This window comes from Pseudomonas sp. 008 (genome assembly GCF_016861935.1).
Classification (GTDB): domain Bacteria; phylum Pseudomonadota; class Gammaproteobacteria; order Pseudomonadales; family Pseudomonadaceae; genus Aquipseudomonas.
In genome coordinates this window covers 420963-441862 of sequence record NZ_BOMA01000002.1, presented here as the reverse complement: position 1 = coordinate 441862, position 20900 = coordinate 420963, and the positions used below count along the sequence as shown (strand labels likewise).

21 protein-coding genes and 1 tRNA gene are annotated in these 20900 nt (G+C 59.0%); 9 read left to right on the top strand and 13 right to left on the bottom strand.

Annotated features, from left to right (window positions below; all coding sequences use genetic code 11):
- Nucleotides 1–112 precede the first annotated feature (112 nt).
- Nucleotides 113–1504 (top strand): GABA permease, encoded by a 1392-nt coding sequence (gene gabP, locus JUI81_RS06550; protein WP_096481426.1) that lies wholly within the window; start codon nucleotides 113–115, stop codon nucleotides 1502–1504.
- Nucleotides 1505–1580: 76 nt separating this feature from the next.
- Here gabP and JUI81_RS06545 read toward each other — a convergent pair whose 3' ends face one another.
- From JUI81_RS06545 to JUI81_RS06530, 4 genes are all read right to left on the bottom strand, one after another.
- On the bottom strand, nucleotides 1581–2033 hold the full coding sequence (locus JUI81_RS06545; protein ID WP_064615876.1) for a hypothetical protein: 453 nt from the start codon (nucleotides 2031–2033) through the stop codon (nucleotides 1581–1583).
- Nucleotides 2034–2039: 6 nt separating this feature from the next.
- Nucleotides 2040–2456: a hypothetical protein gene (locus JUI81_RS06540; RefSeq protein ID WP_019581792.1), complete on the bottom strand. Its 417-nt coding sequence runs from the start codon at nucleotides 2454–2456 to the stop codon at nucleotides 2040–2042.
- Between the two features lie 38 nt (nucleotides 2457–2494).
- Nucleotides 2495–3469, bottom strand: a complete 975-nt coding sequence (locus JUI81_RS06535) for an alpha/beta fold hydrolase (RefSeq protein WP_204123952.1) — start codon at nucleotides 3467–3469, stop codon at nucleotides 2495–2497.
- Nucleotides 3470–3538: 69 nt separating this feature from the next.
- Nucleotides 3539–4594: a YhcG family protein gene (locus JUI81_RS06530; protein WP_028939595.1), complete on the bottom strand. Its 1056-nt coding sequence runs from the start codon at nucleotides 4592–4594 to the stop codon at nucleotides 3539–3541.
- A 263-nt stretch (nucleotides 4595–4857) separates the two neighbouring features.
- On the opposite strand from JUI81_RS06530, the gene JUI81_RS06525 reads away from it, so the two are divergent.
- Nucleotides 4858–5307, top strand: coding sequence for a hypothetical protein (locus JUI81_RS06525; protein ID WP_019581795.1), 450 nt, complete (start codon nucleotides 4858–4860; stop codon nucleotides 5305–5307).
- Between the two features lie 84 nt (nucleotides 5308–5391).
- Here JUI81_RS06525 and JUI81_RS06520 read toward each other — a convergent pair.
- From JUI81_RS06520 to JUI81_RS06500, 5 genes are all read right to left on the bottom strand, one after another.
- Nucleotides 5392–5467: transfer RNA gene (locus JUI81_RS06520), tRNA-Phe, on the bottom strand.
- A 103-nt stretch (nucleotides 5468–5570) separates the two neighbouring features.
- Nucleotides 5571–5843 carry an oxidative damage protection protein gene (locus JUI81_RS06515; protein ID WP_018929219.1) on the bottom strand — a complete coding sequence of 91 codons (273 nt, stop codon included), beginning with the start codon at nucleotides 5841–5843 and terminating at the stop codon, nucleotides 5571–5573.
- Nucleotides 5840–6907 (bottom strand): A/G-specific adenine glycosylase, encoded by a 1068-nt coding sequence (gene mutY / locus JUI81_RS06510; RefSeq protein ID WP_204123951.1) that lies wholly within the window; start codon nucleotides 6905–6907, stop codon nucleotides 5840–5842. The genes JUI81_RS06515 and mutY overlap by 4 nt, the downstream gene beginning before the upstream one ends.
- Nucleotides 6904–9138: an AsmA family protein gene (locus JUI81_RS06505; RefSeq protein WP_028939596.1), complete on the bottom strand. Its 2235-nt coding sequence runs from the start codon at nucleotides 9136–9138 to the stop codon at nucleotides 6904–6906. Before JUI81_RS06505 ends, mutY begins: the two co-directional genes overlap by 4 nt.
- Nucleotides 9139–9215: 77 nt before the next feature.
- Nucleotides 9216–9620 carry an acetyl-CoA sensor PanZ family protein gene (locus JUI81_RS06500; protein WP_019581799.1) on the bottom strand — a complete coding sequence of 135 codons (405 nt, stop codon included), beginning with the start codon at nucleotides 9618–9620 and terminating at the stop codon, nucleotides 9216–9218.
- 264 nt (nucleotides 9621–9884) lie between these two features.
- Here JUI81_RS06500 and JUI81_RS06495 point away from each other — a divergent pair, with 264 nt between their 5' ends.
- The 6 genes from JUI81_RS06495 to hisF all read left to right on the top strand — a co-directional run bounded on the left by JUI81_RS06495 (nucleotide 9885) and on the right by hisF (nucleotide 14800).
- The gene (locus JUI81_RS06495; RefSeq protein ID WP_018929215.1) at nucleotides 9885–11546 is read left to right on the top strand and encodes an OFA family MFS transporter; all 1662 of its coding nucleotides are present in this window, start codon (nucleotides 9885–9887) and stop codon (nucleotides 11544–11546) included.
- Between the two features lie 204 nt (nucleotides 11547–11750).
- Nucleotides 11751–12344: an imidazoleglycerol-phosphate dehydratase HisB gene (gene hisB, locus JUI81_RS06490; RefSeq protein WP_007939452.1), complete on the top strand. Its 594-nt coding sequence runs from the start codon at nucleotides 11751–11753 to the stop codon at nucleotides 12342–12344.
- Nucleotides 12344–12982 (top strand): imidazole glycerol phosphate synthase subunit HisH, encoded by a 639-nt coding sequence (gene hisH, locus JUI81_RS06485; protein WP_018929214.1) that lies wholly within the window; start codon nucleotides 12344–12346, stop codon nucleotides 12980–12982. The genes hisB and hisH overlap by 1 nt, the downstream gene beginning before the upstream one ends.
- Nucleotides 12983–13240, top strand: a complete 258-nt coding sequence (locus JUI81_RS06480; RefSeq protein ID WP_018929213.1) for a DUF2164 domain-containing protein — start codon at nucleotides 12983–12985, stop codon at nucleotides 13238–13240. It abuts the gene before it with no gap.
- A 42-nt stretch (nucleotides 13241–13282) separates the two neighbouring features.
- Entirely contained in the window at nucleotides 13283–14020 is a 738-nt protein-coding gene (gene hisA / locus JUI81_RS06475) for a 1-(5-phosphoribosyl)-5-[(5-phosphoribosylamino)methylideneamino]imidazole-4-carboxamide isomerase (RefSeq protein ID WP_204123950.1), read from the top strand.
- A gap of 9 nt (nucleotides 14021–14029) precedes the next feature.
- Nucleotides 14030–14800, top strand: coding sequence for an imidazole glycerol phosphate synthase subunit HisF (gene hisF, locus JUI81_RS06470; RefSeq protein WP_018929212.1), 771 nt, complete (start codon nucleotides 14030–14032; stop codon nucleotides 14798–14800).
- A 36-nt stretch (nucleotides 14801–14836) separates the two neighbouring features.
- On the opposite strand, the gene JUI81_RS06465 is transcribed toward hisF, so the two are convergent.
- Nucleotides 14837–16366: a serine protease gene (locus tag JUI81_RS06465; RefSeq protein ID WP_204123949.1), complete on the bottom strand. Its 1530-nt coding sequence runs from the start codon at nucleotides 16364–16366 to the stop codon at nucleotides 14837–14839.
- A 213-nt stretch (nucleotides 16367–16579) separates the two neighbouring features.
- Between JUI81_RS06465 and JUI81_RS06460 the strand changes: the two genes are divergently transcribed.
- Complete coding sequence (locus JUI81_RS06460; protein WP_019581802.1) at nucleotides 16580–17335, top strand: ABC transporter substrate-binding protein; 756 nt, start codon at nucleotides 16580–16582, stop codon at nucleotides 17333–17335.
- A gap of 54 nt (nucleotides 17336–17389) precedes the next feature.
- Here the strand turns inward: JUI81_RS06460 and JUI81_RS06455 are convergent, their stop codons facing one another.
- Genes JUI81_RS06455 through JUI81_RS06445 form a run of 3 tightly spaced genes read right to left on the bottom strand, consistent with a single transcriptional unit; the run spans nucleotide 17390 to nucleotide 20820 of the window.
- Nucleotides 17390–18172, bottom strand: a complete 783-nt coding sequence (locus JUI81_RS06455; RefSeq protein ID WP_019581803.1) for a divergent polysaccharide deacetylase family protein — start codon at nucleotides 18170–18172, stop codon at nucleotides 17390–17392.
- A 1-nt stretch (nucleotide 18173) separates the two neighbouring features.
- Nucleotides 18174–19493 (bottom strand): S41 family peptidase, encoded by a 1320-nt coding sequence (locus JUI81_RS06450; protein WP_028939599.1) that lies wholly within the window; start codon nucleotides 19491–19493, stop codon nucleotides 18174–18176.
- Between the two features lie 34 nt (nucleotides 19494–19527).
- On the bottom strand, nucleotides 19528–20820 hold the full coding sequence (locus JUI81_RS06445; protein WP_019581805.1) for a murein hydrolase activator EnvC: 1293 nt from the start codon (nucleotides 20818–20820) through the stop codon (nucleotides 19528–19530).
- Nucleotides 20821–20900: the final 80 nt, after the last annotated feature.

The following is a 20900-nucleotide window of genomic DNA, read 5'->3' as shown; positions in this document are numbered from 1 at the left end:
TTTTGGCGCAATTATTGCGTGCAGAATAAGGAACACTCTGTTGGATTCTTTTTACGAGAAGGGATTTTCAGGCAGGGTGGACTGAATCGATTTCCAGGCAAAGGTAGTTTCAATGAGCAGTACGCAAAGCTCCAATGGCCTCGAACAGGGGCTTAAACCGCGTCATGTGACCATGCTGTCGATCGCCGGTGTTATCGGCGCCGGGCTGTTCGTCGGCTCCGGCCACGCCATCGCCGCTGCAGGCCCGGCCGTGCTGTTGGCCTACGCTGCCGCCGGTGCGCTGGTGGTTCTGGTCATGCGCATGCTCGGCGAGATGGCCGTTGCATCGCCAGATACAGGCTCCTTCTCGACGTATGCCGATCGTGCGATCGGTCACTGGGCCGGTTTCACCATCGGCTGGCTCTACTGGTGGTTCTGGGTTTTGGTCATCCCGCTGGAAGCTAACGCTGCGGCGACCATTCTGCATGCCTGGTTCCCGAACGTGGCGATCTGGGCCTTCACCTTGGTCATCACGTTACTGCTGACGGTGACCAACCTGTTCAGCGTGAAGAACTATGGCGAGTTCGAGTTCTGGTTCGCCCTGGTCAAAGTCGTGGCGATCATAGGCTTTATCGGTCTGGGCATTCTGGCGATCTTCGGCCTCCTGCCCACCAGCCAGGTCAGCGGCGTGTCGCACCTGTTTGACACTCAAGGCTTCCTGCCAAACGGCATGGGCGCGGTGCTCGGCGCGATTCTGACCACCATGTTTTCCTTCATGGGTACTGAGATCGTGACCATCGCGGCCGCGGAATCGAAGAACCCTGGCCAGCAGATTTCCAAGGCCACCAACTCGGTCATCTGGCGGATTGGCTTGTTCTACCTCGTCTCCATCTTCATCGTTGTGGCCTTGGTGCCATGGAACGACCCGATTCTGGCCAGTGTTGGTTCTTACCAGACCGTGCTTGAGCGCATGGGTATCCCGAATGCCAAGCTGATCGTTGATATCGTGGTTCTGGTTGCGGTCACCAGCTGCCTGAACTCCGCGCTCTACACCGCTTCGCGGATGATGTTCTCGTTGGGTAAACGCGGCGACGCGCCGGCCGTTTCCCAGCGCACCAATAGCAGCGGCACGCCTTATTGGGCTGTGATGCTGTCGACCGCTGCGGCATTCCTTGCAGTCTTCGCCAACTACGTGGCCCCGGCTGCCGTGTTCGAATTCCTGCTGGCCAGCTCTGGCGCCATCGCGTTGCTGGTGTACCTGGTGATCGCGTTTTCGCAACTGCGTATGCGCAAACAGCGCATGGCTCGCGGTGAAAAAATCGCCTTCAGCATGTGGCTGTTCCCGGGTCTGACCTACGCGGTGATCGTATTCATCATCGCCGCCCTGACCATCATGCTGTTCCAGGAAGCGCATCGCGTGGAGATCCTCGCGACGGGTCTGTTGAGCGTGTTGGTGGTGGCTGCCGGTTTGATTGTGGCGCGTCGTCGCAAGCTGCAGAAACTGGGCGCGGTGGTGCTGAGCTGATCCGTACCGCGTAACGCAAAACGGCCGCTGTCAGTGATGACACGCGGCCGTTTTTAGTTCTGAAGAGGAGGCGTGTCTACTCGCCCTTTTCTTCCTGCGCATCCAGCGACTGACGATAACTGTCCAGCGCATCGCCAAAGTCAGTGATGAATTGCGGATCGGTCAGCCAGGCCTGGGCGGTATCGCGGTCCATGCCATCGGCCCACATGCGGTAATCGATCAGCATGTCGGCGGCCAGGTGCGTGGCGGCCATGGCTTCGTTGTCGGCGTTTTCCATGTCCAGCAGTTCTGGATGGTCGCTGATGATCCCGGCAAGGTTCGACAGCAGGGTCAGCAGCATGTCGTTGCGGCTGGTGGCTTCGGCGTCACGCATTTTGCTGAACATCGCCAGGGTGTATTCCGGGATCGGCTCGCCGATCTCACCCAGGTCATCGTTCAGATCGGCAGGCTTTCTGCCGACCATGCGGATCTGTTTGGCTTTGGCCTTTGCACGTTTGGCGCGTTTCTGTTGCTTATTCAGGGATGCCATGGGAACTCAGTGGGTTTTCTGTTGGGTTTGGGCCGCGATGGCGTCGGACGCCGCCACGTAATCAGCCTGGAAGGCCGGTGATTCGATCCACGCCAGGGCGCCGGCTTCGTCGGTCTCGGTGGACCATTGGCGGTACTCGATCAGCGCTGCGAGGATGAAGTCCATCGCGCCTTCTTCGCCTTCCTGTTCGTACACCAGCTCCAGCAGTGGGTCTTCAAGGAAGGCTGTGCACATGGCCTGCTGGCTGGACTTTTCGGCGTCGATCATTTTTTTGAACAGTTCGGTCAGGTCCACCGATTCGAAGTCGATGCGATCGTCGTTCGGGTCCAGCTCGACCGGCGCGGCGGCCCGCTGGGTGCGGTTCTGCTTGGCCTTGGCTTTGGCGCGGGAGGCGCGTTTGTTCTGCTTGTTGGCGGAGGCCATGGGCGTCGTTCCGTAATTCGTTGAGAGGGTGCATCAAATCAGTTGCGTGGCATTCGCCGCCCGGGTGTATCGGGGGCCAACTCGCCGGTCTGCAGCCAGGACAATGCAATGGGCCATAGTGTGGCTTGGTATGCGCTGCGAAAAAAGGCGAAATGTCCGACTTCTTCTTCGCCGATGTCCTCAGGTGTGATTCTCAGGTGGGTATTTGTACTGCCGGTGAGGTAGCCAAGCAGGCGTTCTATGGCTGGAATCGTGCCGTAGGGATCGTCGCTGAGGCTAATGGCCAGGGTTTGTGCGCTGACGTTGGCGAAGGGGAGCCGACCGGTTCTGGCGTGGATGAGACGACCGCTGGGGCGTTTCTCATATCGGTTGCTGGGTGTGCTCCAGTCGCGAACCACGCCGGCGGGGGTGTCTTCGAGCCAGCCCAGGCGTTTGCCAGGGAAGTAGCCGCAAAGCATCGTCATCAACGGCATCACCACGTGCCACTTGGCGAACATTCGCCAGCGATGAGCGGGGGCGTAATCACGCCAGTAAGCGAACTGCGCGCCCACTGTCACCAGGCGTCGGATCAAATGCCCGGAGGCCCCCAGTCCCGCAGCACAGCCGCCGAAGCTGTGGCCGACGACATTGATGGGTTGTCCCGCAAATTCGCGCTGCGCTTTTTGCAGCATCGCCTCGAAATCCAGCGCGCCCCAGTCGGACCATGAGGCCTCAAGCCCTTTCAGCGATGCGGGACGCGACTCGCCAATGCCACGGTAGTCATAAGTGATCACGTCAAAGCCGTTGGCGAACAGGTAATCGGCGAAGCGCGAATAGTGTCGGCAACGGACTGAGGTGGCGGCGTTGATGATCACCACCGGGCGGGACGGGTCTTGAAGGGCGTGCCGCCAGGTGAAGCCGCCAAGGAGGAAGCCGTCGGCGGCGGGCTCCTTGAAGGATTCGCCGGGTGTGCGGGTGGGCAACGGCAACTCGAATTGAGTCGGGGCCAGTGAGGGCATGTCCTGTAAGTTCATCGGATTTGAACCTTGGCGGCGAGCTACTCACCATAGTCGTCATGCCGTTTATGAACAATCTGCCCGCGCTTATCGGGGGCGTTTGAGTAACCGTTCCTCAAGCACCGCCCATTCCCGATCCAGTTCTGTGCGAAGTTCCTCCTCACTCGGCAGCACCAGTCTGTAGGTACTTGCGAACAGTTGTTCATTGCCTTGCAGCACTGAATAGCGCACCACCGATTCATCTTTTTGCGCGCAGAGAATGAGGCCGACGGTGGGGCGGTCCTCCGGTCCGCGCTTGAGGTCGTCGTACATGCGCACGTACATGTCCATCTGGCCGACATCCTGGTGGGTCAGTACGCCACGCTTGAGGTCGAAGATGACGAAGCACTTGAGCAGGTAGTTGTAGAACACCAGATCGATGTAGAAGTCTTTGCTCTCGGTACTGATGCGTTGCTGGCGAGCGATGAAGGCGAAGCCTTTGCCCAGTTCGAGCAGAAAACCCTGAAGTTGATCGATCAGTGCTTGTTCAAGTTCGCTTTCCTGAACCAGGCCCGCATTGGGCAGGCCGAGAAACTCCAGTAGCACGGGGTCCCGGATGAAATCCCGAGGGCTGGCGTTCATTTGCTGGATGTTGATGGCGGCTTCCTGTTTGACGGCAGACCGGTCGCGACTCGCCAGCAGGCGCTCGTAGTAGAGGGTGTTGATCTGACGCTCGAGGGCGCGACTTGACCAGTTCTGGAGCGCTGATTCGTTCATGTACCAGTGGCGAGCGTTGTCGTTGTCGACTCGCAGCAGCCTGCGGTAGTGGGTCCAGCTCAATTCGGAACGCACTGCGTTCCAAATTGGAAAGGTCTGATAAAAGTCCCGCATGTATCGCAGATTGCGTTCGTCAAAACCTTTTCCAAACTCGGAAGTCAGGACTTTGGCCAGCGTCGACAGCAGCTGCTTGCCATAAGCCGCCCGCCGAGCGCCTTCCTGTTCGAATTCCACAATATGCCGGCCGATCTGCCAACAGGTTTGCACCTGAACGGTATCGACCGCTCTCAGCACCTTTTGACGCGCTTCACGGATCAGTTCGCCAAGACTGCCGAGCAGTGAAGCCATTTGTGGATCTTGAGTGTTATCGGGTTTGAGGTGGCTCATGACATCTTCCGCAGCTGGAGGGAACAGGCGCAAGAGGATGGCAAGAGAGTGATAGTCGGGGATGCCGGGCGCTGCTGGTAAATCGGAAGGAAATACCGGATTCGTCTTGCAGGACACCACCGACTACAGCTCGTACTTGAGGAGTAAATCGTGTAGTCCGATTCGCAGTGAGCTCAATTCCGAATCGTTCTAAAACTTGAGTATTCGGCGATAAATCTAAAAGGAGTAACGAGTGGGTTCTACGTAACCCGGGAGTCGCCATCATGAAGTACGTCCATTCATTCATGCTGCCCATCGCCGCTGTCGGCCTACTGCTGTTGCCAGTCGCGCTTAACGCCGCCAGCCTTGAGCCAATTGACAGCTCGGCCGTGCAAGTCCAGCAGCAACAACAAAACGGGATTACCTACCTGTCCGGGGGGATTGGAGAGGACGAGGCTAAAGCCATTCAGCAAACCAAGGGCTACAACCTGCACATGACATTCTCCACCGGGCCTCAGGACGAATACGTTCCCGATGTGGATCTGGTTATTCAGAAAGCCGCAGGGCAGACCGTGCTGACACTGAGTGAGGCTGGACCGTTGGTTTACGTTCAGCTGCCTGCCGGCAAGTACACCGTTATCGCCACGCATAAAGGTGAGGTGCGGCGTGATACGGCGGATGTGGGCAGTGGTGCCGCTCGCAATCTGGTTTTCCACTGGGGCGGTCAAAACTAGTCAGGAGAGGTGGCTTGCGTGATGTCCGATTAAATCGCAGGCATAAAAAAACCCTGAATCTTGCGATTCAGGGTTTTCGGTATTTGGTGCCCAGAGACGGAATCGAACCGCCGACACGGGGATTTTCAATCCCCTGCTCTACCGACTGAGCTATCTGGGCAACGGGGCGCATTAAACGGGTTTTTCAGGGGGTCGTCAAGCAAGTTTTCAAAAAATATTTAATTATTACCGTCGCTTACGTGCCGACCCCGGTTTTTGATCAATTATTGAGCAGGTGGAACGTAGCCTTCAGCCTTGGCGTATTCCTCGCCGGAAAAGTATTTGTCCATCTCACCCTGAAGGTATTTGCGGTCTTCGGCGTTCATCATGTTCAGGCGTTTTTCGTTGATCAGCAGGGTCTGGTGTTTCTGCCAGTCGGCCCAGGCCTTGGCCGAGACGTGGTCAAAAATGTCCTGACCTTTTGCACCCGGGAATGGAGCGCGCTCCAGGGCGGGCAGTTCTTCTTTGTACTTGCGGCACATGATGGTGCGGGTCATGACGACTCTCCTGCGTTCAATACGGCGGCCGCGCGCTCGAGCAAGGTTTTGACCGGGGCGGCAAGGCCCAGGCGCGGCGGGGTGGCGAGGTTATACCAGAGCCAGTCGGCCTCGGCCACGTGATGACCGGCCTCCTGGACCTGCACCAGCCAGGGTTCGATGGATAACTGAAAGTGGCTGAAGGTGTGCACCAGGCTCGGCAGTGCCTGCTGGCTGCCCAGTTCCAGCGAGTGCTGCGAAGCCAGATGTTGCAGGTCGTCGAGGTCATCGAGTTCCGGCAGGCTCCAGAGACCGCCCCACAGGCCCGTGGAAGGGCGTCGGTAAAGCAGAATCGCGCCATCGCCGTTGGCGAGCATCGGCATCAGCGTGCGCTTCTGTGGCACGGCTTTGCGTGGCTTGGGGATCGGGTAGCGGGTTTCCAGGCCGAGCATGTGTGCTTCGCAGCCCTTTTCCAGCGGGCAGAGCAGGCAGCTCGGTTTGCTGCGGGTGCAGAGCGTGGCGCCCAGATCCATCATCGCCTGGGTGTAGGCGTTGACCCGATCATGTGGCGTGAAGCGCTCAGCGTTCGCCCACAGCTGTTTGGCGACCTTCGGCTCGCCCGGATAACCCTCTTGCGCAGTAAAACGCGCCAGCACCCGTTTGACGTTGCCGTCGAGGATCGGCGCGCGGATACCCATGCTCAGGCTGGCAATCGCCCCGGCGGTGGACAGGCCGATACCCGGCAGCTCGGTGAGTTTTTCCACATCACGGGGAAACTCGCCGCCATATTCGGCGACCACAATCTTCGCGGTCTTTTGCAGGTTGCGCGCGCGGGTGTAGTAACCGAGGCCGGTCCACAGGTGCAGTACTTCGTCTTCCGGTGCTGCGGCCAAGGCTTCGACGGTTGGCAGCGAGGCCATGAACCGGTCGAAGTAGTTCAGCACCGTGCTGACCTGGGTCTGCTGCAACATGATTTCCGAGACCCACACCCGGTAAGGGGTGATGCCCTGCTGCCAAGGCAAATCGTGGCGGCCATGGCGGTCGTACCAATCCAGCACGGCCGTTGAAAACTGCTCGGCTCTCATCGCTTGAACAGCCCCTTGAGCGCGTTTTTCAGTTCCGGGCTGACTTTATCGCCAAGTTTCTCGTCGATTTTTTCGCTGATGCGCTCGCCGGCCAGTTTGCTGGCGACCTGGCTCATGCGTTCGCTGTCGAGGCGGCAAGCCTTGGCGCCCAACTCCAGCGGGCCACGGCAGCGCAGCGGCCATTCGATGCCGACGAATTTCTCGCCGACCTGACAAGCCGGGTCTGGCATGTCGCTCTTGTCGCCTTCGACGATGATGCCCAGGCGGTAATCCATGCCCAGCACCCGCAGGTCGATGTCGCCGTTACCGTTCACAGTCATGCCTGGGACGCGCACTTTCAGGTCCGGGTTATTGGCCACGCCGTTGCGCAAAGTCAGGTTGCCCTTGAGCTCCTCGAAGGGAGTGTCCTTGCCCCGTGGTTCGCCACTGAGGGTTTTGCGATTCAGGGTGGCGATGCCTTTGCACAGTTGTTGCTCAAGGTTGGCATTGAGCAGCATGCCGTTGTTGATGACGAAGCTGGCGTTGCCGTTGAGGCTGTCGATCAGCGCGCTCTCGCTATTGCCACTGCCGGTCAGGGTGCTGTTGAGCGTGACCTGGCCTTTGACCGGTGGATTTTTCCCCTGGCCCTCGAGGATTTTCTCCACCGGCACGTTGTTGATGCGCGTCTGCATGTTCAGTGTCGGCACTTGCTGGCGCACATCCAGGGTGCCCTTGGCTTCGAAGTTACCGTCGTACAGATCGCCGCGCAGGTTCTCCAGGGTCAGCAAGCCGCCCTGGCCGTTGGCCTTGAGCGCCGCGTTCTGAATCGGCAGTTTGTCGAGGGTCAGTTGGCCGAAGGTCAGGTCGGCGTCCACGTCGAGTTTGCTCAGGCGCTCCACCGGGAACAGGCGGTCGCTGCTCCACGGGCCTTTGGTTGGTGATGGCGGCAGCGGTGTGCTGCCAGGGCCGGCCAGGGCATCGGCCTCGGTGCTGGCCACTTCGGCCTTGCGCACCTGAGTTGCGCTGTTGGCTTCGGCGGATTTCGGCGGCAGGTAACGGTCGACGTTGAAGGTGTCAGCCTTGAGGGTTGCCCGCAGCGATTGCTTGGCGAAGTCTTCAATGGCGATGCGGCCGCTGAAGTTGCTGTCGTCGAGTTTCAGGTTGATGTTATCGAGCGACAGGCTGGTCGGCGTGCCGGCAACCTGGCTGACCAGTTCAACTTTGCTCAGGCTACCTTCGGCCATCGCCGGGAGTTTCTGGCCGATGCTGTCGACGAATTTCGCCAGATCGAATTGGGCAATCGACAGGCCACCGCTGATTTGCGGGGTCTTGTCGAGGTCGTTGGCTTTCAGTTCACCCAAGGCGCGCAACTGGTTGGCGGAGATCTTGATGCCAGTCCATTCGGCGACGTTGGCGGCCTTGTCCAGTAGCAACTGACCTTGAGCGGCGAAGGTCATGGTCTTGCCTTGCAGCGGATCGCCAGCGACTTCGCCGGAGAGTTTCATGTCTTCGAACTTGTAGCGTTGCAGCGCTCGCTCGAAGCGCAGCTCGCCGGCCAGCTCGGTCCGCACCCGCAGAACCGGTTGGTTGGTACCCAGGAACGCCGTGAGTTTGACCGGGATGTTGGTCGAGTCATGAACCGGGCCGGTACTCAGCTGGATGCTTTCGGCGCTGAACTGCTTGCCGGTTTTCTCATCGCTGTACTCAACGCGGGCGTTGTTGACGGTCAGGCTGTCGATGTCCAGACGGACCGGTTGAGCCGGTTTTTCGGCCTGGGCGGTGGTCGTTGGCGCGGGTTCGCCGGTAGTGGCGGGCGTTGTGGTCGAGGTCGTCGCAGCCGCAGGCGCCGGCACCTTGCCGATGTCTTCCCAGTTGCCGTGGCCGTCCTTGTCACGGTTCAGGCGCAGGTTCAGGCCTTCGACGCGCACATCGCTCATCTGCACTTCGCGGCGCAGCAGCGGAATCACACGGACCGACAGACCGAGCATCTGCAGGTCAGCAAACGGCTCGGTGGGCTTGGCCAGGGTCGCCACACTGGCTTCGTGCAATTCCAGGCCCAGCCAGGGGAACAGGCTCCAGCCGATATCGCCATTGAGCGTCAGCTCGATGTGGGCCTTGTCGCGGGCTATCTGGCGAATCTCGTCTTTGTAGTCGTTGGGATCGAAGAAGTGGGTCAGGGCAAAGCCCAGCGCCACAATGATCAGCAACAGCCCGAGAAGTACCAGACCCAGGATTTTGCCGAACGCTTTCATGGGCGAGTCCTTGTATTAGTCGAATTCGAAATTTAGCCGGGGAGTATAGCGCCCCGAAGTGGCCGCCCGGTCAGCGATCATGTCGGGAGCGCATCCAGCGGCACTTTCAGCTTAGCCGCCAGCGCCTGGGCTTCTAGGTGCCCGGCGGGCGCGAGCAGGCGCAATGTCGCGCCCGATTGCACCGCCATTTTCTGCGCTTCGCTTACCAGGCGCTCGGCAACACCACGGCGGCGGGTGATTTTTCGTACACATAAATGGGACAAATGCCAGGTGTCATGGTGCCGTTGCAGACGTGCTGCGCCCAGCAACCGATCGTTGAAGCGTCCGGCGACCAGCGAGCCGTCCCGCAAGCAGCTTTCGATCAGCTCAGCATCCCCTGTAAACGGCGCAAACAGCCAGCTCGGGGCATCGCGGTAGATCTTCTGCAGATCTTGCTGATCCTGATAAGTGACCTGGTTCAGCAGCTCGACAATGATCGGCATGGAAATTCCTGTGAAGTTAAACGGAGCCATTCCCCGTGAAAACAATGTTCATCCAGTGGTACGAGATCGGATGACATACAAAACGTGATATCAGTTTGGTTTTTCTGTCACGTGCAAATGGTAACCTCTGCCCGTTCGTCCGTCCTTCTGCGACGTGATGTCGCACTAAAATGAAGCTTCACCTAAAAACAGTCATGTCTGCGTGCATAAAGGCTGGGGGTGAGGAGCGGCTGGCGAACCCTACTAATAATTGGGGGAAACACCATGACTACGAGCATTACGGCGGACGGCTTTGCCGACCGGCCCGCGTTCCTGTCCAAGGAACGCATCATCGCCAAGCCCGGTTTTAACCGTTGGCTTGTACCACCGGCCGCTCTGGCCATCCACCTCTGCATCGGCATGGCCTATGGCTTTTCGGTGTTCTGGCTGCCGCTGTCCAAAGCCCTGGGCGTCACCAAAGCCGTGGCTTGTGCGCCGGACATGAGCTTCATCGCTCAGGTCTTTTCGTCGCAATGCGACTGGCCGATCTCGATGCTCGGCTGGATCTACACCCTGTTCTTCATCTTCCTGGGTTGCTCGGCAGCGATCTGGGGCGGTTGGCTCGAACACGCAGGCCCACGCAAGGCAGGTGTTGTATCGGCACTGTGCTGGTGTGGCGGTCTGCTGATTTCGGCGCTGGGGGTCTATACCCACCAGATCTGGCTGATGTGGATCGGCTCCGGGGTCATTGGCGGTATCGGCCTGGGGCTGGGCTACATCTCGCCGGTCTCGACCCTGATCAAGTGGTTCCCGGACAAGCGCGGCATGGCGACCGGCATGGCGATCATGGGTTTCGGTGGTGGCGCGATGGTCGGTGCTCCACTGGCTGCGGCCCTGATGGGCCACTTTGCTTCGCCAACCAGTGTGGGCGTATGGCAGAGCTTCCTGGTGATGGCCGCTATCTACTTCGTGTTCATGATCGGTGGCGCACTGTCCTACCGCGTTCCGCCAACCGGCTGGAAGCCTGAAGGCTGGACGGCTCCGGCGAAAAAAGCTTCGAACGCGATGATCACTCATCGGCACGTCCACGTGAATGTGGCGTGGAAAACCCCGCAATTCCGTCTGGTATGGCTGGTGCTGTGCCTGAACGTTTCGGCGGGTATCGGCATCCTCGGCATGGCTTCGCCGCTGTTGCAGGAAGTGTTCGCCGGCAAATTGCTTGGCAACGACCTGACGTTCGGTCAACTGGACGCTTCGCAACTGGCCTCGATCGCCGCCATTGCTGCCGGTTTCACCGGTCTGCTGAGCCTGTTCAACATCGGTGGCCGGTTTTTCTGGGCTTCGTTCTCGGACTACCTGGGTCGCAAAAACACCTATTTTGTGTTCTTCGCCCTGGGTTTCGCCCTGTACGCGCTGATCCCGAACCTCGGTCACTTGGGCAGCGTTGCGCTGTTCGTGGCGGCGTTCTGCATCATCCTGTCGATGTACGGCGGTGGTTTTGCGACTGTTCCTGCCTATCTCGCGGACTTGTTCGGTACGCAAATGGTCGGCGCGATCCACGGTCGTCTGCTGACAGCCTGGGCGGCGGCGGGTGTGTTGGGGCCGGTGTTGGTGAACTACCTGCGTGAATATCAGCTGAGCATCGGTGTTGAACGTGCCGCAGCGTACGACATCACCTTGTACATCCTTGCGGGCCTGCTGGTGCTGGGTTTCATCTGCAACCTGCTGGTGCGCCCGGTGGCGGACAAGTACTTCATGACCGACGCCGAACTGGCCGCCGAACAGGCGCTGGGCCACGACAAGGGTGCTGACGCCAGCACCGTGCTGGAGTGGAAAGCGGATGCGGGCACCAAACCATTGGCGGTGGCTGCGTGGCTGGTGGTAGGGATTCCGTTGGCGTGGGGTGTTTGGGTGACCCTGCAGAAAACGGCTGTCCTCTTCCACTAAGTAAACACATCGCCCCTGTAACTGATCGCTCACACGCTCTGCGTGTGAGCGATCAGTGGTCCTGAGATGCTTGTACGGACATGTCTATCCCCGACAACACGGGGTTCACTCCGTCAGTGATATCACCTCCCGTGTTTCTGTTTAGCGCCCGCGACCCTATAATGGCTGCCTTTTTCGCCCCAATGATTTTTTGCGGAGCTGGTGATGGCCGAACGTATGGCGTCTGTCGAGCGCGACACTCTGGAAACCCAGATCAAAGCCTCGATCAACCTGGATGGCACCGGAAAGGCCCGATTTGATATCGGTGTGCCTTTTCTTGAGCACATGCTGGACCAGATCGCCCGTCACGGGCTGATCGACCTGGATATTGTCAGCAAGGGCGACCTGCATATCGACGACCACCACACGGTGGAAGACGTCGGTATCACCCTGGGTCAGGCCTTCACCAAAGCCATCGGCGACAAGAAAGGCATCCGTCGCTACGGCCACGCCTACGTACCGCTCGATGAAGCGCTGTCGCGTGTGGTGATCGATTTCTCCGGCCGTCCTGGCCTGCAGATGCATGTTCCGTATACCCGCGCTACCGTCGGCGGCTTCGACGTTGACCTGTTCCAGGAGTTTTTCCAGGGCTTCGTCAACCACGCCAACGTCACCCTGCACATCGACAATCTGCGTGGGCACAACACCCACCACCAGATCGAGACCGTGTTCAAGGCTTTCGGCCGCGCGCTGCGCATGGCCGTGGAGCTGGATGACCGCATGGCCGGGCAAATGCCTTCGACCAAAGGCGTTCTGTAATGCAGACGGTCGCGGTTATCGATTACGGCATGGGCAACCTGCACTCGGTGGCCAAGGCCCTCGAGCACGTCGGTGCCGGCAAGGTCTTGATCACCAGCGATGCCGACGTGATTCGCGAAGCCGACCGGGTGGTATTCCCCGGCGTTGGTGCGATTCGTGATTGCATGGCGGAGATCCGTCGCCTGGGCTTCGATTCGCTGGTACGTGAAGTCAGCCAGGACCGTCCGTTCCTTGGCATTTGCGTGGGCATGCAAGCCTTGCTCGACAGCAGCGAAGAGAACGATGGCGTCGACTGCATCGGCCTGTTTCCAGGCCAGGTGAAGTTCTTCGGCAAGGATCTGCACGAAGACGGCGAACATTTGAAAGTGCCGCACATGGGCTGGAACGAAGTGAAGCAGACGGTGATTCACCCGCTGTGGCACAACATTCCGGACCTGGCGCGCTTCTACTTCGTGCACAGCTACTACATCGCTGCCGGCAATGCGCGGCAGGTGGTCGGTAGCGGTCATTACGGGGTCGATTTCGCCGCCGCGCTGGCCGATGGCTCGCGTTTCGCCGTGCAGTTCCACCCGGAGAAGAGCCACACCCATGGCCTGCAATTGCTGCAGAATTTCGCCGCGTGGGATGGCCGCTGGTAAATGGCTGCCAAGAAGAAGCCGCCGATCCTGACCCTCACTCCCGAGCAGGAGAGCGAGGCCAATCACAAGATCAAGCGCTTCATGGAGGACCGCTTCGAACTGGACCTGGGTTCGTTCGAAGCGGCTGAAATCCTTGAGCTGTTTACCCGCGAAATTGCTCCGCACTATTACAACAGGGCGATTTTCGATGTGCAGACGCACCTCAAAGAGAGGTTCGAAAGCATCGAAAGCGACCTGTGGGCGCTCGAGAAAAACTGATTTCCGAGCGAAGCTGAACACTCGAATTTGAAGGTTTGCCAGATGCTGATTATTCCCGCTATCGATCTCAAAGACGGTGCCTGTGTTCGTCTGCGCCAGGGCCGCATGGAAGATTCCACAGTGTTCTCCGATGACCCGGTGAGCATGGCTGCCAAGTGGGTGGAGGGCGGTTGCCGTCGTCTGCATCTGGTCGACCTGAACGGTGCCTTCGAAGGCCAGCCGGTCAACGGCGAAGTGGTCACCGCCATCGCCAAGCGCTACCCGAACCTGCCGATTCAGATCGGCGGCGGTATCCGTTCCCTGGAAACCATCGAACACTACGTGAAAGCGGGTGTGAGCTACGTGATCATCGGCACCAAGGCCGTGAAAGATCCGGCCTTCGTCGCCGAAGCGTGCCGCGCGTTCCCGGGCAAAGTGATTGTCGGCCTGGATGCCAAAGACGGTTTTGTCGCCACCGACGGCTGGGCTGAAATCAGCACCGTGCAGGTCATCGACCTGGCCAAGCAATTCGAGGCCGACGGCGTGTCCGCGATCGTTTATACCGACATCGCCAAAGACGGCATGATGCAGGGCTGCAACGTCTCTTACACCGCTGCTCTGGCTGCTGCGACGAAGATCCCGGTCATTGCATCCGGCGGTGTCCACAATCTGGGTGACATCAAGTCGCTGCTCGACGCCAAGGCACCAGGCATCATCGGCGCCATCACCGGCCGGGCGATCTACGAAGGCACCCTCGATGTCGCTGAAGCGCAAGCTTTCTGCGATTCGTACAAAGGCTGAGGACTCACCATGGCGCTGGCCAAACGCATCATCCCTTGCCTGGACGTGGATAACGGCCGGGTGGTCAAGGGCGTCAAGTTCGAGAACATTCGCGATGCCGGCGACCCGGTGGAAATCGCCCGTCGCTACGACGAGCAGGGTGCCGACGAGATTACCTTTCTCGACATCACTGCCAGCGTCGACGGCCGCGACACCACGCTGCACACCGTCGAGCGCATGGCCAGCCAGGTGTTTATCCCGCTGACTGTGGGCGGTGGCGTGCGTACCGTGCAGGACATTCGCAATCTGCTGAACGCCGGTGCGGACAAGGTCTCGATCAACACCGCTGCAGTGTTCAACCCGGAATTCGTCGGCGAAGCGGCGCAGCATTTCGGTTCGCAGTGCATTGTCGTCGCGATCGACGCCAAGAAAGTTTCCGGCCCGGGCGAACCCCCGCGCTGGGAAATCTTCACCCACGGTGGTCGCAAGCCAACCGGCCTCGACGCCGTTGAGTGGGCGAAGAAAATGGAAGGTCTCGGTGCCGGCGAAATCCTGCTGACCAGCATGGACCAGGACGGCATGAAAAACGGCTTCGATCTGGGTGTCACCCGCGCTATCAGTGATGCGCTGGGGATTCCGGTGATCGCCTCCGGTGGTGTCGGCAACTTGCAGCATTTGGCCGACGGTATTCTTGAAGGCCACGCCAGTGCGGTATTGGCGGCGAGTATTTTCCACTTCGGCGAATACACCGTTCAGGAAGCCAAGGCCTATATGGCCCATCGCGGAATCGTGATGCGATGAAGGCCCGCGGCCCGGAGAAAACGCTCCGGGCCGATGTTATGGGGCAGCTTGAGCGTTGGATGACGCAGCCTTATGAGTTCCAGTCACCGGGCTCAGTAAGTCGATCCTCGGTTCGGACGCCTGTCCCGATTTGTCGTAGGCAATGACGCAAAGCTTTCCCGGAAGTTTCTCGCTCGGAATAAAGAAGTCCATTGTCATGTTTTCAATGTATTTTTCGGGTTGATGACAGTCCGTTGTTTCTACAGGACCAAACTTGATGGAGTAGGTCCGATACGGCTCTTCTGCTTTCGCCAGTGTTACAAACACGTCGCTTTCAATGGACAAGTTGGCCTGCGCGGTTGGTGTGTTATCCAATATCTCTACGGGTAAAGACAACGCGTTTTTCAAGAGGCCTCTTGAGGCGTGCTGTTCAGCTGATTCCAGACCTAAAATGCATAGAAAATAGAATCCAGGTTTCGTACCTATCTCAGAATTGATTTGTGCATCTGTTGAACTTATTGGATCGCTGTAATTTTCGGCTTCCTCGCATTTCATTGCGGAGGAAACGGTTTTATGACGGTAGAAGGGAGTGCTGATCGAAAATCGATAGTTCCAGGTCGGGATGACTATGGAACCATTATTGAGCTGTTTAACTCTCTTGTATCTGTCCAACTCGGCTGCGCCACCGTCAACGGTAAAAGCCGGGTAGAGTTGGCAGGACGATGGCGGATTTGGAGCGATACGGCCTTGTGAGAAACACCCGTTGAGAAGCGCCGTGGGGTTGCCATACACATTTTCGTGTACCGCCACATAGTCATTTCCAACGCGCGTGCAGGGCGCATGATCGCGGCATGGGACAATATCCGCCTCGAAATTTCCTGTTCCCACTACCCCTACGATCTCGTTTGAATAGCGATCCAGCACGGGGCTTCCGGAGCTGCCGCCTCGAATGTCCTTGCAGCGAGTCATAAAGGTGTTCCGCCACACCCATGGTCCTTCAACAAGGTCCTGGGTGGGCTGCAAAGTACAAGCCGCCATGCGCAATGTAATTTGGTCGAAACCTTTTGGTGCCCCCACGATCAAGACATCGGTGCCATTCGCGGGTGTCTCACTCGCCAGTTTCAACGGTTGTATGCCATCCGCAATGAGCTTTTGAAGGCTGACATCCAATTCAACTATAGCCATATCAATGCCTTGCATGCTCCGCCATATCGTCGTCTTCAGCGGATAGGCCTTGAGCTTGGAGGTGTCGGTGAAATAATTGAATGTGATGGTGCCGCTGACCGGGCTGTCGGTCACGATGTTGCCATTGGTCAATTCAATGCAGTGTCCCGCAGTAAGTACGTAAGCGGGGGTTTCCGGCAACTCGATTTCATCGCGTGTATCGAGAAGGGCCGCGGTACAGCTACCGCGATTGATCGCCAGACGCCCGATACCTTGCCAGTGGTCGCGGGAACCGTCGGTATTTTCAAGGATTTTGGAAGGGGTCAGGTTCTGCAGGCCTTCGCCATAATCGCTGTTGTTCGCAAAACTGGGTGTGCACAGTGAGCACAATGCACTGGCAAGAAGTATGGGGATCGAATTCATTGAAGGGTGCCTCTGATTAATTGAAGAAATGGCCTGTGGCCGGGTATTTGCAATTAATCAGGTGAGGCTGGGTGGAGGGTGGTAACTATCTACCACAGTGACTGAGATACCCATTATTTTAATGTTGCATATAAGGCCGTTATCAAAAGGCCAGTAGACAGCGTGGCGGGCTCAAGGCACTCTTGGGCACGCCATGGATTCCGGTAGCCCGACATGCTTAAACGTCTTCTTCTTGTCCTCGCCAGCGCTTCTCTGTTGCTCATCAACGGGGCTCGCGCCGAAGAAGGTCCCGGCACCGGCCTGGTATTGCTGACGGAAAACTTTCCCCCGTACAACATGGCGAAGAACGGCAAGAACTTCGCCCAGGACGAGAATATCAATGGCATCGCCGTGGACATCGTCCGCGAGATGTTCAAGCGTGCCGACATCCCCTACAGCCTGACGCTGCGTTTCCCTTGGGAGCGAATCTACAAGCTCGCCCTGGAAAAGCCCGGTTATGGCGTGTTCGTAATGGCGCGGCTGCCGGACCGCGAGAAACTCTTCAAGTGGGTCGGCCCTATCGGCCCGGACGACTGGATCATGCTGGCCAAGGCTGATAGCAAGATCACCCTGGAATCGCTGGATCAGGCGCGTAAATACAAGATTGGTGCCTACAAGGGCGATGCGATTGCCGAGACATTGGCCAAGCAAGGTCTGAAGCCGATTGTGGTGCTGCGCGACCAGGACAATGCGAAGAAGCTGGCTAACGGTCAGATCGATCTGTGGGCTACGGGTGATCCGGCGGGACGTTACCTGGCGCGGCTGGACGGGGTAACCGGGCTCAAGACCGTACTGCGCTTCAACAGCGCCGAGCTGTACCTGGCGCTGAACAAGGACGTACCGGATGAGACCGTGGCCAAGCTGCAGGCTGCGCTGGATCAGTTGCGCAAGGAAGGCGTGGTGGACGACATCATGGCGCGGTATCTCTAAATCCCAACACCGAACCTTGTACCTTACGCAAATCACTGTGGGTGGTGCGGCAAGTTAGCGGTAGACGCCATCCTTGCCATGAGCAGCCGTCGCACGATTGCCGCGCACGCTGATCATCAATTTGATGTCGATCCACTCAATTCCCAGTGCCTTGAGCTTGGGCAACTCACGCTCCAGCACCGCCAGAGTTTGCGGATACGGATGCCCGATCATCACCGCCGAACCCTGCTTGCGCGCCAGGCTGATCGCTGTCTGTAGCTGCGTGAAGATCGCCGCTTCGGTGGGCTCGTCATCCAGAAAAACATCCCGCGAAACACTTGCCAAGCCAATCTTCTGCGCCTCGGCGGCGGCCACTGTTTGCGCACTGGTGCGGCTGTCGACGAAGAATTTGTGCCGACGCTGCAAGTCCGCCATCAGCCAGGCCATGGCCGGTTGCTGAGCGGTCATGCGGCTACCCATGTGGTTATTGATGCCGGCGGTATAGGGCACCATGTTGAACGCGGCGTTCAGGCGCTTTTCAAGTTCTTCGATGGGCAACTCGGGATGCCAGGCGAATGGTCCGGTGGCCGGGTCCATGGGCATGTGCAGAATGACGGTCTTGCCGGCGCGATGGGCTTCGCGGGCGAACTCGGTGGCGTGGGGTGTGTCGGGCATGATCGCCGTGGTGACCGGGCCGGGCAGGGCCAGCACGCGACGATCCCGGGGCAGGTTCTGCCCCAGGTCATCGATGATCAGGCTCAGATAAGCCTTGTGAGGTGTGGTCGCTGTCGTGGCAGGTGCTGCGTGAGCAACTCCCGCCAGACTGCACAGCAGACCGAGTAGTAACCGCAGGCGCATCTCAGTGGCCGCGGGTGATGCTCAGTCCTTTGAGCAGGCTCAGGGCCTGGGCCAGCTGGTAATCGTCATCCTGCGGCATGGCCTTGGCTTTGCCGCCGGAACCTGTCGGTTTGTCGGCGCCGCCGTTGCCATTGCCCAAGTGACCTTGCAGATCGGCTTCCTTGAAGTAATCGCCGTCCTGCTCGTTGGTGATCTTGGCCTTGCGCACTTCGATGTCCGGGACGATGCCCTGAGCCTGAATCGAGCGGCCGTTCGGCGTGTAGTACAGCGCCGTGGTGATTTTCAGTGCGCGGTCGTTGTTCAGCGGCAACACGGTTTGTACCGAGCCTTTGCCGAAACTGGTGGTGCCCATGACCACCGCACGTTTCTGATCCTGCAGGGCGCCGGCGACAATTTCCGAGGCCGAGGCGCTGCCGCCGTTGATCAGCACGACCATTGGCACAGCTTCGCTTTCGTCCTTGCCGGTAGCGGAGAAGCGCAGTTCAGAGTTGGCGATGCGGCCCTTGGTGTAGACGATCAGGCCTTTGGTGATGAAGTGGTCGACCACTTCCACCGCCGATTGCAGCACGCCGCCCGGGTTGTTACGCAGGTCGAGGACGATGCCGCTGAGCTTCTTGCCGTTGTCCTTGCGCAGCTTGGCCAAGGCCTTGGAGACCTCTTCGCCGGTCTTGACCTGGAACTGGGTGATGCGGATGTAGCCGTAGCCGGATTCCAGCAGCTGGCTCTTGACGCTTTTCACCTGGATGGTGGCGCGGACCAGGGTCACGTCGAACGGAGTGCCGCCGTCGCGGACCAGGGTCAGGGTGATCTTCTGGCCGATCTTGCCGCGCATCTTGTCCACGGCTTCGGTCATGCTCTGGCCGCGAGTCGGCTGGCCGTTGATCTTGACGATGAAGTCGCCGGCCTGGATGCCAGCCTTGGAGGCCGGGGTGTCATCGATAGGCGAAACCACTTTGATGAAACCGTCTTCCGCGCCGACTTCGATGCCCAGGCCGCCAAATTCGCCGCTGGTGCTTTCCTGCAATTCAGTGAAGTCTTCCGGGCCCAGGTAGGCGGAGTGCGGGTCGAGGTTGCTGAGCATGCCTTTGATAGCGTTTTCCAGCAGGGTCTTGTCGTCAACCGGTTCTACATAGGCTGCCTTGATCCGGTCCATGACTTCGGCAAAGGTGCGCAACTCGTCCAGCGGCAATGGCGCCTTGGTGGTCGCAGCAGTGCCGGCAGGCGCGACCGCCGGGGCCGGTTGAGCGGCAAACGCCAGAGGCGCGCCGATCACCAGGGCGATCGTCAGAGCCAGCGAGGTAAGGCGGGACAAATGCAGCATGTCGAACGAACTCCTAATGTAGGTGACTCAACGCCTATCCTTGCGCGCGGCACCATTGCGCCGGGTCACTCGGGTGACCCTGCTGACGAATAGCGAAATACAGTGCTGGTGTGTCCTGCCCGCCACTGTTACCGACAGTGGAGATGGACTCACCGGCTTTTACCACGTCACCCGCAGACTTGAGCAGCGTCTGGTTGTGACCGTAAAGACTCAAAAAGCCGTTGCCGTGGTCGAGAATCACCAGCAGCCCGGCCCCACGCAGCCAGTCGGCAAACACCACGCGACCGCCGTGAACGGCATGCACCTGGCTGCCGGCGGAGGCGCTGATCATCACACCGTCCCACTTGGTGCGGGCGTCGTCGCCACGGGTTTCACCGAAGCGTGCCAGCAGTCGACCATCAACCGGCCATGGAAGTTTGCCGCGAGTCGAAGCAAAAGGACCGCCGAAGGTCTCGCCTGAACTTGAAACCAGGGCACCGGGCGTCGATTTGGCGGGTTTGCGTGGGGCGTCGCTGGCGTCTGCTTCAGCCTGAGCCTCACGTAACCGCTTTTTTTCGGCTTCCTGCTGGGCGATCAGCGCTTTTTGCCGCGCTTCTTCTGCCTCTCGGGCCTGACGAGCCAGGGTTTCTTCAATGGTTTTAAGGACTTTAGACAGGTCTGCCTGATCCTGCTCGCGGGCGGCCAGTTTCTGGTCTCGAGCCTTCACGTCGTCATTGAGCTTGGCCAGAACTTGCTGGCGCTCTTTGCGGACTTTGTCGAGTTCGTCGCGCTGGCTGTCGAGGCTGCTTTTCTGCACCAGCAATTGCGCTTGCTGCATGGAGATGTCTTTTTCGACATTGGCCAGTTGGCGCAGGGTTTCGTTGAAATTCTTCAGCTGCTCCAGGCGGGCCTGGCTCAGGTAGTCGTAATAGGTGAGGGTGCGGGCGAATTTTTCCGGGTTCTGCTGGTTGAGCAGCAGTTTCAGGTACTCCTGGCGGCCATTCTGATAGGCCGCGCGGGCCTGGATGGCGATCAGTCGTTGCTGTTCAACGCGCGCGCTCTGGAGTTTTTTTTTCTCGGCATCGAGTCGCTGCAGCTCGGATTCGCTTTTCTTCAGCTCTTTTTGCAGCGCCTCGACCTGCTTCTCGAGCTTGCCCATCTCGGTTTCGGTGCCTTTGAGGTCTTTCTGCACCCCGGACTTTTCTTCCTGGAGCTTGCCCAGCAGTTTTTTCAGCTCGGCAATGTCCTGACGCGTGGCGTCCAACTGTTGTTGGGTTTGCGTGCGCTCGTCGGCAAAGGCCGGTTGGAGCAGGCATGTCAGAGCGAGGGCTATCAGGACGCGAAGCATAGAGGCGGGCGACACCAGGGAAAGGGACGGGCCTAGTATGCCCGCCAAGCGCAGCAAAAAAAATGCCCAATTGGGGCTGT